Below are 13,406 nucleotides of genomic sequence, written 5' to 3' on the forward strand. Positions count from 1 at the left end.
GCCTACAGACCGTCCTTGCCGTCGGCGGACCAGGGGTCGTTGCCGTCGGCGCGCTCGAGCGCGTCCTCGAGCTCGGGCACGGCCCGCCCGGGCCGGGCGGCCTCCTGCAGCTCGCGTGCGCGACGACGAGCCTTGGTGAGCAGCTTTTCCTTCATCGACGTCGCGTACATGTCGACGTACTCCTGGTCGGACAGCTGCATCAGCTCGTACATGATCTCGTCGGTGACGGAGCGCAGGACGAAGCGATCGCCCTCCATGCCCTCGTAGCGGGAGAAGTCGAGCGGTGCACCGATCTTGACGCCGATGCGTCGGATGTTGGGGATGATCTGGCCGGTCGGCTGCGCCTTGTCGGTGTCGATCATCGCCACGGGGATCACCGGGACGCCGGCCGTCAGGGCCATGCGGGCGACGCCGGTGCGGCCGCGGTAGAGGCGCGAGTCGGGCGAGCGGGTGCCCTCGGGGTAGAGACCGAGCAGGTCGCCGGTGTCGAGCACGCGCAGGCCGGCGTTGAGTGCCGCCTCGCTCGCCTTGCCGCCGCTGCGGTCGATCGGCAGCTGCCCGACGCCGCGGAAGAAGGCCGCGGTGAGCCAGCCCTTGATGCCGGGGCCGGTGAAGTAGTCGCTCTTGGCGAGGAAGGTGACTCGGCGGTCGACGACCAGCGGCAGGAAGATCGAGTCCGAGAAGGACAGGTGGTTGCTGGCCAGGATCGCCGGCCCCTCCTTGGGAATGTGCTCGATCCCCTCGACCCACGGCCGGAAGAGCACCCTGAGCACGGGCCCGATGAAGACCCTCTTGAGCATCCAGTACAGCACTGCCGCATCACCTCCAGATCGCTGCGAACTCTACGGTAACGAGCGGGTGGATGGCGCGTGCGAGACTGTCCACGAGCGAGCACCCCGAGACACGGCGACGGAGCACGAGATGGTCGAGCGTCAGCACCCCGACGAGGAGGACGTCGACGCGGCCTTCGCCTCGATCGTCGCCCGCTGGGACGACGAGCTGCCGACCGAGGACCTGCCCGACCACGAGCACCCGGGGCCCCCGGTCGACCCCACCCCGACCGCGCGCCGGCAGAGCACCGGCGACGTCCGCGGCGCACTGCGTCCCCGCGACCCCCGGCCCGACACCGACGAGCCCCGCTCCCCTGCCGCCGACGAGCCGGCCGTCCCGTGGCGGGTCGACCCGACCCACTCCGTCGCCGACGCCCTGCTGTCCTCCGACGACGACCCGGGTCAGGCCGACGACGGTGAGGGCTTCACCCCGTCTCCCCCGGCCCCGTTGCCGCCGCGCACCGACCGCCTCTTCTGGGGGGCGCTGCTCGGCCTCGTCCTGGGGCCCCTCCTCCTCGTCTGGCTGGTCGCCACCCGCCCCGACTCCGGAGGATGGCTCACCGCCGTCGCGATCGCGCTCGTCGTGGGCGGCTTCGCCTGCCTGGTCCTGCGCCAGCCGAGCAACCGCGACGACGACCCGACCAACGGCGCCCGGGTCTGACGCACCCGCTGCGCTCCCGGCTCGCCGGCTCGTCCGTCAGCCGGTGACCGTGACCCGCGGCCCGGTCAGCTCCGTGGTCTCGACATCAACCCACACCGGTCGGTGGTCGGTGCCGGCCGTGAGGTCCTCCGCCACCCACGGCACGTCGCGGTGCGGCAGCACCCGCACGTCGGGCGTGGCGAAGACGACGTCGAGCACGTGCTCGGGCCGCCTGGAGGGGAAGGTCGGCTCGAGCGGGCTCACCGGCCGCATCGCCCCGCCGAAGAGCTGCCAGGCGGCCCCGTCGTCCTGCTCGTTGAGGTCACCGGCGAGCAGCGCCGGACCGGGCTGGGCGGCGAGGTGCGCCATGATCTCGCGGGCGTGCTCGAGGCGCTCGTCGCCGTCGAGCCCGAGGTGGACGCTGGCGACGGACACCGCCGTGCGGCCGAAGGGAGCCACCCGCGTCACCGCGAAGCCGCGCCGGTCGCGCCGGGTCCGGTACGGCAGTCGGTGGTGAGTCACGGAGACGACATTGGTGCGCAGGTGGGTCAGCACGCTCGTCTGCCCGGCGCGCTGGTCGCGCCCGGACCACACGAGCCCGCAGCGGCGGGCGAAGTCCGCGATCCGGTGGTCGACCGGCCCGATCCACGGCACCTCCTGCAGGCACAGCACGTCGGGGTCGATGGCCCGGACCGTGCGGGCGAGCGCCGCGACGTCGTCCTGCAGCGCACGCACGTTGTAGGAGGCGACGCGCAGGGTCACACCTGCTCCTCGGCCCCCAGTGACGCCGCCCCGATGAGCCCCGCGTCCGGACCGAACCGCGCCGCGACGATGCTCGCCGCCGGGCGGTAGCCGCGACCGGTCAGCTGGCGCGCGAAGGTGTCGCGGGCCGGGTCGAGCAGCAGGTCGCCGGCGGCACTCACGCCACCACCGATGACGAAGATCTCCGGGTCCAGCGCCGCCGCGAGGTTGGCGATGCCGACCCCGAGCCAGTGCCCGATCTCGGCGAGCAGCTCCACCGCCGTGGCGTCGCCGGCCTTTGCCGCCTCGGTGATCATCGGTCCGGTGAGTGAGGCCGGGTCGCCCCCGACGTGGGCGAGCAGGTCGGTGGCCATCGGGGAGTTGGCCATCGCCAGGCCACGGGCCTCGCGCACCAGGGCATTGCCCGAGGAGTACTGCTCCCAGCAGCCACGGTTGCCGCACTCGCAGCGCTGTCCACCCGGCACGACCTGCATGTGGCCGAACTCGCCGGCGATGCCGTAGCGACCGCGCACCAGGTGGCCCCCGACGATGATGGCGCCGCCGATGCCGGTGCCGAGGGTGATCATCACGGCGTGCGTCGCCCCGCGGGCGGCCCCGAAGCGGTGCTCGGCCCACAGGGCGGCGTTGGCGTCGTTGTCGATGGAGATCGGCAGGTCCAGCCGCGTGCCGAGGGCCTCGCGCAGGGGCTCGTTGCGCCACGAGAGGTGGGGCGCGAAAACGACCGTCGAGCGGTCGGCGGCGACGAAACCGGCGGCGCCGACCCCCACGGTGCTCGGCGCCTCGACCTCGGCCTCGTCGGCGAGGCGGCGCAGCTCCTCGATGACCTCGACGATGGTGTCCTCGACGACGCGCGGCGCGTTGGACCGGTCGGGGGTGTCGCGTCGGGTGCGCACGAGGATGCGCCCGTCCGCGTCGAGGACACCGCCGGACACCTTGGTGCCGCCGATGTCGATGCCGATGCTCGTGGTCATGCGTGGGCCTCCCGGGCCAGGGTCGCGGCCCCGACGATGCCGGCGTCGTTGCCGAGGGTCGCCGGGACGATCTGCGGCGCGGGGCGGTGGCCCCGTCCGATGAGGTGTCGCGCGAAGGACGCGCGCGCCGGATCGATGAGCAGGTCCCCCGCGTCAGCGACGCCGCCGCCGACGACGACCAGACGTGGGTCGAGGACCGCGCAGATCGAGGCCAGGCCCTGCCCGAGCCGGGCACCGAGGTCCTCGAGCAGCTCGATGCTCGCCCCGTCGCCCTGCTGCGCCAGCTCGGTGACGTCCTGACCGGTGAGGGCCTCGGGGTCGCCGCCGCACCGCTCGCGCAGCGCGGCCCCGATGGGCGAAGGGGAGGTCACCAACTCGCGCGCGGAGCGCACCAGGGCGGTGCCGGAGGCGAAGACCTCGAGGCAGCCGGAGTTGCCGCAGCCGCACCGCGGGCCGCTGGGGTCGAGGGCGACGTGGCCGATCTCGCCACCGATGCCGAAGGCCCCCTGCAGGAGCCGGTCGTCGACGATGCAGCCGCCGCCGACCCCGGTGCCGACGGTGACGAGCACCATGTCGTCGCAGTCGCGGCCGGCGCCGTGGCGGTACTCGCCCCAGGCGGCGGCGTTGGCGTCGTTGTCGACGACGACGTCACGCTCGACGAGCGCGCCGACCTCCTCAGCCAGGTCGAGGTCGCGCCAGGGCAGGTTGGGGGCGAACCACACGTGTCCGCGCCGGGAGTCGACGAAGGCGGCACAGGCCATGCCGACCCCGACGACCTCGTCGGGGGCCTCCTGCTCGAGGGACCGCACGAGCCCGGCGGTCGCCTCGATGATCGCCGCGGTGTCGTCCGCGGGGGTGGCGACCTGCTGCCGCTGGGTGATCCGCCCGCGCTCGTCGACGAGCGCCCCGGCGATCTTGGTCCCGCCGATGTCGATGCCGATGGCCGTCGTGCTCATGCCCCGCTCACTCCTTCGTCGGCCGCACCGGCCTCGTCGTCGTGGACCTCGACCCGCTCCCCGCGGGAGCGCAGGGGGACGTGCGGGGGCGCCTCGTCGAGCTCGACCCCGAGCGCTCCGCTCACGGCCGCCGAGCCGAAGGCCGCCCGGGTGAGCGCCTCGGCGAGCAGGCTGGCACCGGTCATGGCGCGCCGGGTCGTCGCGTCGTCGAGCCGGCGCAGGTCCTCGCCGAGGCCCTCGAGGTCGACCTCGGAGAGCACCCGCAGCAGCTGCACGACGACGTCCTCGGCGTCCGGTGTCTGCTCCTGGTCAGCCACGGGGCCACACCGCCTCGTCGGGGGTCATCGTCACGGTGAGGACCCCGCCGGCGACGCCCGCACGCGCGATCTCGCAGCGCCGCAGGACCGAGGGCAGCAGCACCCGTCGGCTGCGCCCGGCGCACCCGAGGACGAGCTCGTCGTCGTGCCGGACGAGGTCGAGGTCGGCCGCCCGCACGCCCGGCAGGTCGATCACCAGGTGCCAGGCGCCGCTGCCGTCGTCGAGCCGCTCGACGCGCAGCCCGTGGTCGGGGGCCGGGTCGGGCAGGTGCTCGACGCCCGCACCCCCGGGTGGGTGGACCGCGGTGAGGCGACGCCCCATGAGCGCGAGGAAGACCTCGGCGTCGGCTCGCCGGGCCGCGCCGACGGGGCCGGCGGGTGCGGCGAGGTGCAGGGCGGTCTGCGCCGGGTCGGCGAGCGCCGTGTCGAGAGCGTCGAGCAGGGCGGCTCCCTCGCGCAGCGCCGCGAGCACGGGGGCGTCGGGCTGCGGGAGCGTGCCGATGCCGTCGGGTGCCACGAGCACCTCCCAGCGCGCGATGACGGGGACGAAGGCGCTCATCGCTCGAGCCACCCGCTGGGGTGCGTCGAGCAGTCGGGCGACCTCGACGTCGACCTCGACGACGATCTCATGGTCGTCGGCCGCGGCCTGCTCGAGCTGGCGAGCCAGCCGCAGCAGCGCCGGCAGCTCGGCCGGCAGGATCCGCGCGATGAGGTCGGCGACGACGGGCGAAGGGAGGTCCAGTGCCGTGAGCAGCCGGTCGAGGAGGTCCTCGACCGCCACGACGACCGGGTCGGGCGCGCCGTGCTGGGGCGCGGGCCGCACGACCGCGTGGTGCGGGGTCAGTGCGGCGAGCACCCGGGAGGCGACGTCGGGTCCGTGGTCACCGCCACCGACGACGAGGTGGGCGCGCACGGTCCTCTCAGGCCTCGGCGCGCTTCTTGAGGTCACGCAGCGCGGTGTCGACGATGACCTTCTCGGCCTTGCGCTTGAGCATGCCGAGCATCGGCACCTTGAGGTCGACGGTCAGCTCGTAGACGACCTCGGTACCGCCGTCGGCCGTGGCGCTCAGCGTGTAGGAGCCGTCCATCGCCTTGAGCATCGTCGCCTCGACGAGGGTCCACGAGGCGACACCCTGACCGTCCTCGGCGACGTCCCACGTGTAGTCGAGGGTGTAGGTGTCCTGGATCGGGCCGGCGTCGAGGCTGAAGGAGGCGGTGTCGGGCCAGCCGTCGCCGTCCTCGGTGAGGATCTCGACCTGTCGGATCTCCTTGGCCCACTCCGGGTAGGCCTCGAGGTCGGCGATGATGTCGAGGACCTCGCCGGGCGAGGCGTCGACGACGGTGCTGGAGCGGGTGCTGTCGGCCATGCGGGCGAGACTATCGCGTGCGACCCTCGAGCCGGTCCTTGATGTGGTTGAGCCCGCTCTTCCACCGGCGCCGGTGCTCCCGAGACCACCGCGCGGCGCCGCGACCGTGCTCACCGTGGACGAAGTGGTGGACGATCGTGCCGCCGTGCCCGGCCTCCAGCCAGATCTCCATCCGCCCGACGACGTCGCCCTGCACGCGCCAGCGCACCCCCTTCGCCCCGCGGTCCTGCACGACCTCCCGGTGCAGCCCCGGCCACAGCCCGTCGAGCACCCCGGGGGCATCGAGCTCGGCCCGCACCACGTGCGGCGCGGCGCGGACGTAGGTCTCGTCGACGATGTCGACGAGGGGTACCTGACGACGCAGGAGCACGGAGAGTCCTTCCGGTGGCTCGGTCGTGGACGGGGGCGAGGAGAACAGTATGGCCACCATCACGGGCACGACCTCCTGACGCACCCCGTCGCGCGGGTAGGCTCCACGCGAGCCAGCCTCCCCGCAGGTGCAGCCGGACGGCGAACGAAGGAGATCCCCGTGAACGACAGCACGATGCCCCGCCTCATCGAGGGCAACCCCACCGACTCCCTGGCAGACCTGCCGGGCCGCAACGCGGACAAGGACCCGCAGCGGGTCGCCTTCAGCGTCAAGGAGTCGGGCGCGTGGCGTGACGTGACCGCCGCGCAGTTCAACCTCGAGGTGCGCGCCCTCGCCAAGGGCCTCATCGCCCAGGGCCTCGAGCCCGGCGACCGCCTCTCGATCATGGCCCGCACCCGCTACGAGTGGACCGTCCTCGACTTCGCGACCTGGGTCGCCGGCGGTGTGCCGGTGCCGATCTACGAGACGAGCTCCGCCGAGCAGGTCGAGTGGATCGTCAAGGACTCCGGCACCCGCTTCCTCGTCGTCGAGACGACCAAGCACGCCGCGGTCGCCGACGAGGCCCGCGCCAACCTCACCGGTCTCGACCAGGTCTTCATCATCGACAACGGCGACCTCGACACGATCGTCGCCGCCGGCGCGGACGTCACCGACGAGCAGCTCGAGGAGCGCATCGCCGGGCAGGACCGCGCGACCATCGCGACGATCATCTACACCTCGGGCACGACCGGTCGCCCCAAGGGCTGCGAGCTGACCCACGACAACTTCCTCGGCCTCACCGAGAACACCATCGCCAAGCTCGGCGACGTGCTCAACAAGGACGACGCGTCGACGCTGCTCTTCCTCCCCCTCGCGCACGTCTTCGCCCGCTTCATCGAGGTCCTCGCGGTCACCGCCGGCCGCCGGATGGGCCACAGCGCCGACATCGCCAACATCCTCGACGACTTCCAGGCCTTCCGGCCCACCTTCATCCTCGCCGTGCCGCGCGTCTTCGAGAAGATCTACAACAAGGCCAACGAGACCGCCGTTGCCGGAGGCAAGGGCAAGATCTTCGCCCGCGCCTCCGATGTCGCCATCGCCTGGTCCGAGGCCCAGGACACCGGCTCGGTCCCGCTGAAGATCAAGGTGCAGCACGCGGTCTTCGACAAGCTGGTCTACAGCACGCTACGGGCCAAGATGGGCGACAAGGTCGAGTACGCCGTCTCCGGCGGCGCCCCGCTCGGCACCCGTCTGGGGCACTTCTTCCGCGGCATCGGCGTGACGATCCTCGAGGGCTACGGCCTCACCGAGACGACCGCCCCCGCGACGGTCAACATCCCGGGCAAGGTCAAGATCGGCACCGTCGGCCCGCCGCTGCCCGGCGTCTCGCTGCGCATCGCCGACGACGGCGAGGTCCTCATCAAGGGCGTCAACGTCCTGCACGGCTACCACGACAACGAGAAGGCCACCCTCGAGGCGCTTCAGGACGGGTGGTTCAGCACCGGTGACCTCGGCGAGCTCGACTCCGACGGCTACCTGAAGATCACCGGCCGCAAGAAGGAGATCCTCGTGACCGCGGGCGGCAAGAACGTCGCCCCTGGTGTCCTCGAGGACCGCCTGCGCGCGCACCCGCTCATCAGCCAGTGCCTCGTCGTCGGCGACGGCAAGCCCTTCATCGCCGCGCTCGTGACGATCGACGAGGAGATGCTGCCGGGCTGGGCCGCCAACAACGGCCTCGGCGCGCTGACCGTCGAGCAGGCCCGCACCAACGAGACCGTCCTGGCCGAGATCCAGGGCGCCGTCGACGAGGCCAACAAGGCCGTCTCCAAGGCCGAGTCGATCCGCAAGTTCTCGGTGCTGTCCGAGGACTTCACCGAGGACAACGGCACCCTCACCCCGTCGATGAAGCTCAAGCGCAACATCATCATGCGCGACTTCGAGGACGAGGTGGAGGCGCTCTACGGCAGCTGACCGCCCGGCTGACCGGTGCGCGGGTCAGCCCGCGTGCCGGCGCAGGTCGTCGTAGTCCGAACGAGGCTCGTGCACCGCACGGGCCTCGTTTGCCGTCTCGGCGCTCACCAGGCCCGCGGCGATGAGCCGCGAGACCACCTCGCGCTCGCGCCGGTCGAGCGGCAGCAGCTGTGGGTCCGGGTCAGCGAGGGTGGCCGGGCTCCCCAGCGCCGTCACCATGCAGTCGGCGCAGCCGACGTCCCGGACCGGGCAGGTGCCGCAGTCGATCGTCAGCGGCAGTGGTCGACGGGTCATGTCCGTCACCTCCTCGTCGTCGCCGGGTCCCTCCCGACACCGACCACGCTAGGAGCGACCCCCGACAGCCCTCCCGACGCGGGTGGTGAGTGGGACCGACGCGGGAGCGGGCGAAGGGTGGGGCGGCGACGTCAAGCCGAAGTCCGGCACGACAACAGGCGGCCGCAGGAGGACGAAGGGACTTCGGCAGTGTCGCCCCACCCTTCGTCCGCGACCAACCCGCCTCCCTTCGTCCGCTCGCGTGTCTCCGCGTCAGCAGACGGTGAGGCGGCGGCCGTGACCGTGGGTCCAGCCGACGGCCGAGCCGTCGAGGCCGAGGCAGAAGTCGCTGCCCTCCCCCGCGCAGGTGGCGGTCGCGGTGACGTCGGGCAGCACGGAGGCGCCCTCGTTGGAGACCCAGTGGGCACGGCCGCCCGCGGCGCGGACGCGGGCGACGACGTCGTGGGCCAGCTGCTGCCACTGCCTCCGGCCCGCGTCGTCGAGGTAGGCGATGACCGCCGAGTGGAAGAGGACGAGGGTCGCGTCGGGTGCCTGGGACCGCGCCCGGTCGACGACCGCGTCGAGGTCGGCGAGCAGGTCGCCGCGGGTGATGTCGACGGGCGCGTCGGCGACCACCCGGCAGGCCGCGGCCAGCCGGGCCCGGCGGTCCTCGTGCTCCGGCCACACGAGCGTCTCGAGCCAGCGTGCCGTGTCCGGCACGGACAGGTCGAGCGGGTTGAGGTCGATGCCGCCGCGCCAGACGACCTCCGGGAGCGAAGGGGGGATCGCCGCCGGTCCACGCACGGTGCAGTCGAGGACGACCGGTGAGGGACCCGACGACGGGTCGACCCGGGCGACCTGCGCCCCGGCGTCGTCGAGGTAGCGGTAGGACCAGCGGTCCGGGTGCAGGCACAGGCCGGCGCTGGCACCGACCTCGAGGAGGGCCAGCGGGCCCTCGAGGCCTCCGAGCACCGGCAGCAGCGTCGCGCACCGAGCGACCTCGTTGGTCTGGGTGGACCGGGCGAGGATCGTCTCGCGCACCTGCGGCCACCGCGTCAGGAGGGTCTCGCGCAGGGCGCCCGGGTCGGCGTAGCCGGACGGCGTCACCGCACGGTGCCACCGGGCGGCCCCGAAGACGAGATTGGGCTGGCGCTTGGCGCTCGGCAGCTGCTCGAGCAGGGCGAGGACCTCAGGGTCGTCGGCGACGCCGGCGGCCCACAGCTCGAAGGTGCGCGACTCCCCCTTCGCCTCCTGCTGGGCGAAGTGCCGGTAGAAGTCGACCACGTCCGCCAGGTCATCCATCGCACGCATGCGGGCACCCTCCCACGCCGCGCCTCACGGACGTTGTCGGGGGCGGCACCTACGGTCGTCGGCATGGAGGTCGTCCAGGACAGGCTCGGTGATCTCGGCACACCGCTGGCCGAGGTCACCTTCGTCGTCGTCGACCTCGAGACGACGGGCGGGTCGGCCCGCGACTGCGGCATCACCGAGATCGGTGCGGTCAAGGTGCGCGGCGGCGAGGAGCTCGGCGAGCTGCAGACCTTCGTCAACCCCGGCGAGCCCATCCCGGCCTTCATCCAGTCGCTCACCGGCATCACCGACGCGATGGTCGCCGACGCACCCCGGGCCGGTGAGGCGGTCGCGAGCTTCCTCGAGTTCGCCCGCGGTGCGGTGCTCGTCGCGCACAACGCCGGCTTCGACATCGGCTTCCTCAAGGCGGCCTGCGCCGCCCACGACCTGCGCTGGCCCGGCCACACCGTCCTCGACACCGTGCGGCTGGCGCGGCAGGTCGTCTCCCGCGACGAGGTGGCCAACCACAAGCTGGGCACCCTCGCCCGTCACTTCGGCGCGAGCACGACACCCGACCACCGTGCCCTGCACGACGCCCGCGCGACCGTCGACGTGCTGCACGGCCTCATCGGGCGCCTCGGCTCGGTCGGGGTGCACACGCTCGAGGAGCTGAGCTCCTACACCTCCCGGGTCAGCGACGAGCTGCGCCGCAAGCGCCACCTCGCCGACGGGCTCCCGTCGGCACCCGGCGTCTACGTCTTCAAGGACGAGCGCGGCGAGCCGCTCTACGTCGGCACCTCCGTCGACATCCGCGCGCGGGCCCGCAGCTACTTCACCGCCTCCGAGCAGCGTCGGCGCATGGGCGAGATGGTGCGCCTGGCCACCGAGATCACCCCCATCGTGTGCGCGACGACGCTCGAGGCCCAGGTGCGCGAGCTGCGCCTCATCGCCGCCCACAAGCCGCGCTACAACCGCCGCTCGCGCCACCCCGAGCGGGCCTGGTGGCTCAAGCTCACCGACGAGACCTTCCCCCGGCTGTCGATCGTGCGCTCGGTCGGCCCCGACGACCTCGCCCATGCCGGTCCCTTCGGCACCCGCGGCTCGGCCGAAGAGGCCATGGCCGCGCTCCACGACGCCGTCCCCCTGCGCCAGTGCCTGACCCGGCTCTCCCCACGACGTCCGACCTCGGCCTGCGCTCTCGCCGACATGGGCCGGTGCTCGGCGCCGTGCACCGGCGAGGTGCCCGTCGAGGACTACGCGGTGACCGTCGCCGAGGCCGCCGCCGTGCTCGTCGGCGACTCCCGAGCCGCGGTCGCCGCGCTGCGCGAGCGGATGGCTGCGCTCTCCTCCCAGGAGCGCTTCGAGGAGGCCGGGGCCCTGCGCGATCGCCTGGCCGACCTCGTGCGCGCGGCCTCCCGCAGCCAGCGGGCCGCCCCGCTCGCCTCGACCGCCGAGCTGGTGGCCGCGCGGCGGACCGCCCGCGGCGGGTGGGACCTCGTGTGCGTGCGCCACGGCCGCCTCGCCGGCAGCTCCCACTCCCCCGTCGGCGCCGACCCGATGCCCTACGTCGCCGCGCTGCGGGCCAGCGCCGAGGTCGTTGCCCCGCCGACCGGCCCGGGCACCAGCGCACTGCCCGAGGAGACCGAGCTCGTCCTGCGCTGGCTCGAGGCCGAGGGCACCCGGCTGGTCGACATCGACGGCGAGTGGACCTGCCCGGTCGGGGGTGCCGCCGCGGCCCATCGCGAGCTGGCCCCTGCTCTAGGGTGGGCCTCGTGATCACCGCCATCGTCCTCATCCACGCCGACACCGCCCGCATCCCCGAGGTGGCCGAGACCGTCGCCGACCTCGACGGCGTGAGCGAGGTCTACTCCGTGGCGGGCGACGCCGACCTCATCGCGATGGTCCGCGTGCACGAGCACGAGGAGCTCGACGACGTCATCGCCGGCCGCCTCAACAAGGTCCCCGGCATCGTCGACACCTCGACACACATCGCCTTCCGCGCCTACAGCCGACACGACCTCGACGCCGCCTTCAGCATCGGCCTCGAGTAGTCAGGGACCGCAGCAGTCAGCCTGCGAGCAGTCGGGACCTCGAGCGATCCGGCAGGGGTGTCAGGCGCCCTGGCCCTCCGTGCGCGTGGCGCTCACCCAGCGCTGCAGCTGTTCGGCGGCCCGACCCGAGTCGAGGACGGCCTCGACCGTGTCCATGCCCGCCCGGATCGCAGCCACCGGGTCGCCGGGCTGCTCGTCGCCCTGCTGGGCCAGGCCGACCGCGGCCCCGGCGTTGAGCACGACGGCGTCACGGACCGGCCCCCGCTCCCCGGCGAGGAGCCGCCGCGCCACCTCGGCGTTGACGTCGGCGTCGCCACCGCGCAGGGACTCCAGCGGGCTGCGGGTCAGGCCCAGCTCCTCGGGTGTCACGTGCACCTCGCGGACCTCGCCGCCGGCGACCCACCAGACGTGGGAGCCGTCGGCGACCGTCAGCTCGTCGAGCCCGTCGTCGCCGCGGAAGACCAGCGCCCGGGTGCCGCGCTCGGCGAAAACCCCGGCCATGAGCGGTGCGATCCGGGCGTCGGCCACGCCCACGACGGAGTAGGTCGGCCGGGACGGGTTGGTCATCGGGCCGAGGACGTTGAGGGCGGTGCCGATGCCCAGGTCACGACGCGGGACGGCGGTGTGGCGGAAGGACGGGTGGAAGGTCTGGGCGAAGCAGAAGGTGATGCCGGCCTCGTCGGCCACCCGGCCGACGTCTTGGGGGCTCAACGTCAGGTTGACCCCGAGGGACTCGAGCACGTCGGCGGAACCGGACTTGGACGACGCGGCGCGGTTGCCGTGCTTGACGACCCGCACCCCCGTCGCGGCGATGCAGATCGACGACATCGTCGAGATGTTGACCGTGCCGGCCATGTCGCCGCCGGTGCCGACGATGTCGAGGGTCGGGCCCGAGACCTCGATCGGCAGCGCGTGCTCCAACATGACGTCGGCCAGCGCCCGCAGCTCGGTGACGGTCTCCCCCTTCGCCCGCAGGGCCACGAGGAAGCCGGCGATCTGCGCCGGGGCGGCGTCGCCCGACATCATCTCGCGCATAGCCCACGAGGTCTCGTCGGACCCGAGGTCACGCCCCGACAGCAGCTGGGTGAGGACGCCCGACCAGGTGGGGGTGTCCGCCGCGCTCATCGGGCGGCCACACCCCGGGCGAGATCGGCCACCGCGTCGGCGAGGGCGATCGCGTCGATGGGGTGGGAGACGGCAGCGTCGGCCATCGACCAGGTGGCGAGCCACCCGTCCTGGGGCCGCCCGGTGACGACGAGGACCGGGGGGCAGTCGTGGATCTCGGACTTGAGCTGACGGCACAGGCCCAGCCCGCCGAGCTTGGCCGCCTCGCCGTCGAGCACGAGCACGTCGACCTCACCGGCCTCGACGGCCTCGATGACGGCAGCCGGTGTGGCGCACTCGCGCCACGCGCTCACCTCGACGTCACGGGCCGGCCGGCGGCCCACCGCGGCGCGCACGGCGTCACGGGTGGTGATGTTGTCGCTGTGCAGGAGCACCCGCACGGAGACGGAGGGGCCCTCTCCGGCCGAGGCTGCCGGGGCGGAGGGGGTCGCTGACGAGGTACCGGTCATGCCCCAGAGCGTAGCGGTGACCCACCCCACGAGACTCGCGGAGGGGGGTGGCGCA

The 13,406-nt window shown here is 73.3% G+C and carries 16 protein-coding genes; 4 read left to right on the top strand and 12 right to left on the bottom strand.

Features of this window, described 5'->3' with window-relative positions:
* Positions 1 to 2 precede the first annotated feature (2 nt).
* The gene (locus B9B60_RS06920; RefSeq protein WP_084450461.1) at positions 3 to 812 is read right to left on the bottom strand and encodes a lysophospholipid acyltransferase family protein; all 810 of its coding nucleotides are present in this window, start codon (positions 810 to 812) and stop codon (positions 3 to 5) included.
* A 109-nt stretch (positions 813 to 921) separates the two neighbouring features.
* On the opposite strand from B9B60_RS06920, the gene B9B60_RS06925 reads away from it, so the two are divergent.
* The gene (locus B9B60_RS06925; protein ID WP_084450462.1) at positions 922 to 1,491 is read left to right on the top strand and encodes a hypothetical protein; all 570 of its coding nucleotides are present in this window, start codon (positions 922 to 924) and stop codon (positions 1,489 to 1,491) included.
* Between the two features lie 36 nt (positions 1,492 to 1,527).
* On the opposite strand, the gene B9B60_RS06930 is transcribed toward B9B60_RS06925, so the two are convergent.
* Genes B9B60_RS06930 through B9B60_RS06960 form a run of 7 tightly spaced genes read right to left on the bottom strand, consistent with a single transcriptional unit; the run spans position 1,528 to position 6,213 of the window.
* A complete protein-coding gene (locus B9B60_RS06930) occupies positions 1,528 to 2,232 on the bottom strand; it encodes an endonuclease/exonuclease/phosphatase family protein (protein WP_084450463.1) in 705 nt (234 codons plus the stop codon).
* Positions 2,229 to 3,203, bottom strand: a complete 975-nt coding sequence (locus tag B9B60_RS06935; RefSeq protein ID WP_084450464.1) for an ROK family glucokinase — start codon at positions 3,201 to 3,203, stop codon at positions 2,229 to 2,231. Before B9B60_RS06935 ends, B9B60_RS06930 begins: the two co-directional genes overlap by 4 nt.
* Positions 3,200 to 4,159 carry an ROK family glucokinase gene (locus B9B60_RS06940; protein WP_084450465.1) on the bottom strand — a complete coding sequence of 320 codons (960 nt, stop codon included), beginning with the start codon at positions 4,157 to 4,159 and terminating at the stop codon, positions 3,200 to 3,202. The genes B9B60_RS06935 and B9B60_RS06940 overlap by 4 nt, the downstream gene beginning before the upstream one ends.
* A complete protein-coding gene (locus B9B60_RS06945; RefSeq protein WP_084450466.1) occupies positions 4,156 to 4,476 on the bottom strand; it encodes a hypothetical protein in 321 nt (106 codons plus the stop codon). The genes B9B60_RS06940 and B9B60_RS06945 overlap by 4 nt, the downstream gene beginning before the upstream one ends.
* Entirely contained in the window at positions 4,469 to 5,389 is a 921-nt protein-coding gene (locus B9B60_RS06950; protein WP_084450467.1) for an ArsA family ATPase, read from the bottom strand. Before B9B60_RS06950 ends, B9B60_RS06945 begins: the two co-directional genes overlap by 8 nt.
* A gap of 7 nt (positions 5,390 to 5,396) precedes the next feature.
* Positions 5,397 to 5,843: an SRPBCC family protein gene (locus tag B9B60_RS06955; RefSeq protein WP_084450468.1), complete on the bottom strand. Its 447-nt coding sequence runs from the start codon at positions 5,841 to 5,843 to the stop codon at positions 5,397 to 5,399.
* A gap of 10 nt (positions 5,844 to 5,853) precedes the next feature.
* Positions 5,854 to 6,213 (bottom strand): hypothetical protein, encoded by a 360-nt coding sequence (locus B9B60_RS06960; protein WP_084450469.1) that lies wholly within the window; start codon positions 6,211 to 6,213, stop codon positions 5,854 to 5,856.
* 159 nt (positions 6,214 to 6,372) lie between these two features.
* Here B9B60_RS06960 and B9B60_RS06965 point away from each other — a divergent pair, with 159 nt between their 5' ends.
* On the top strand, positions 6,373 to 8,163 hold the full coding sequence (locus B9B60_RS06965) for an AMP-dependent synthetase/ligase (RefSeq protein ID WP_084450470.1): 1,791 nt from the start codon (positions 6,373 to 6,375) through the stop codon (positions 8,161 to 8,163).
* Between the two features lie 24 nt (positions 8,164 to 8,187).
* Here the strand turns inward: B9B60_RS06965 and B9B60_RS06970 are convergent, their stop codons facing one another.
* Positions 8,188 to 8,457 carry a hypothetical protein gene (locus tag B9B60_RS06970; RefSeq protein ID WP_223277815.1) on the bottom strand — a complete coding sequence of 90 codons (270 nt, stop codon included), beginning with the start codon at positions 8,455 to 8,457 and terminating at the stop codon, positions 8,188 to 8,190.
* Between the two features lie 252 nt (positions 8,458 to 8,709).
* A complete protein-coding gene (locus B9B60_RS06975; protein ID WP_200811176.1) occupies positions 8,710 to 9,747 on the bottom strand; it encodes a DUF2332 domain-containing protein in 1,038 nt (345 codons plus the stop codon).
* A 63-nt stretch (positions 9,748 to 9,810) separates the two neighbouring features.
* Between B9B60_RS06975 and B9B60_RS06980 the strand changes: the two genes are divergently transcribed.
* Both B9B60_RS06980 and B9B60_RS06985 read left to right on the top strand, forming a co-directional pair.
* Complete coding sequence (locus B9B60_RS06980; protein ID WP_084450471.1) at positions 9,811 to 11,502, top strand: DEDD exonuclease domain-containing protein; 1,692 nt, start codon at positions 9,811 to 9,813, stop codon at positions 11,500 to 11,502.
* The gene (locus B9B60_RS06985; protein WP_072626174.1) at positions 11,499 to 11,777 is read left to right on the top strand and encodes an Lrp/AsnC family transcriptional regulator; all 279 of its coding nucleotides are present in this window, start codon (positions 11,499 to 11,501) and stop codon (positions 11,775 to 11,777) included. The genes B9B60_RS06980 and B9B60_RS06985 overlap by 4 nt, the downstream gene beginning before the upstream one ends.
* Before the next feature lie 60 nt (positions 11,778 to 11,837).
* Here the strand turns inward: B9B60_RS06985 and trpD are convergent, their stop codons facing one another.
* Positions 11,838 to 12,902: an anthranilate phosphoribosyltransferase gene (gene trpD / locus B9B60_RS06990; protein WP_072624410.1), complete on the bottom strand. Its 1,065-nt coding sequence runs from the start codon at positions 12,900 to 12,902 to the stop codon at positions 11,838 to 11,840.
* Complete coding sequence (locus B9B60_RS06995) at positions 12,899 to 13,351, bottom strand: response regulator (RefSeq protein WP_084450472.1); 453 nt, start codon at positions 13,349 to 13,351, stop codon at positions 12,899 to 12,901. The genes trpD and B9B60_RS06995 overlap by 4 nt, the downstream gene beginning before the upstream one ends.
* Positions 13,352 to 13,406 lie beyond the last annotated feature (55 nt).

This window comes from Janibacter indicus (assembly GCF_900176385.1).
Lineage (GTDB): Bacteria > Actinomycetota > Actinomycetes > Actinomycetales > Dermatophilaceae > Janibacter > Janibacter indicus.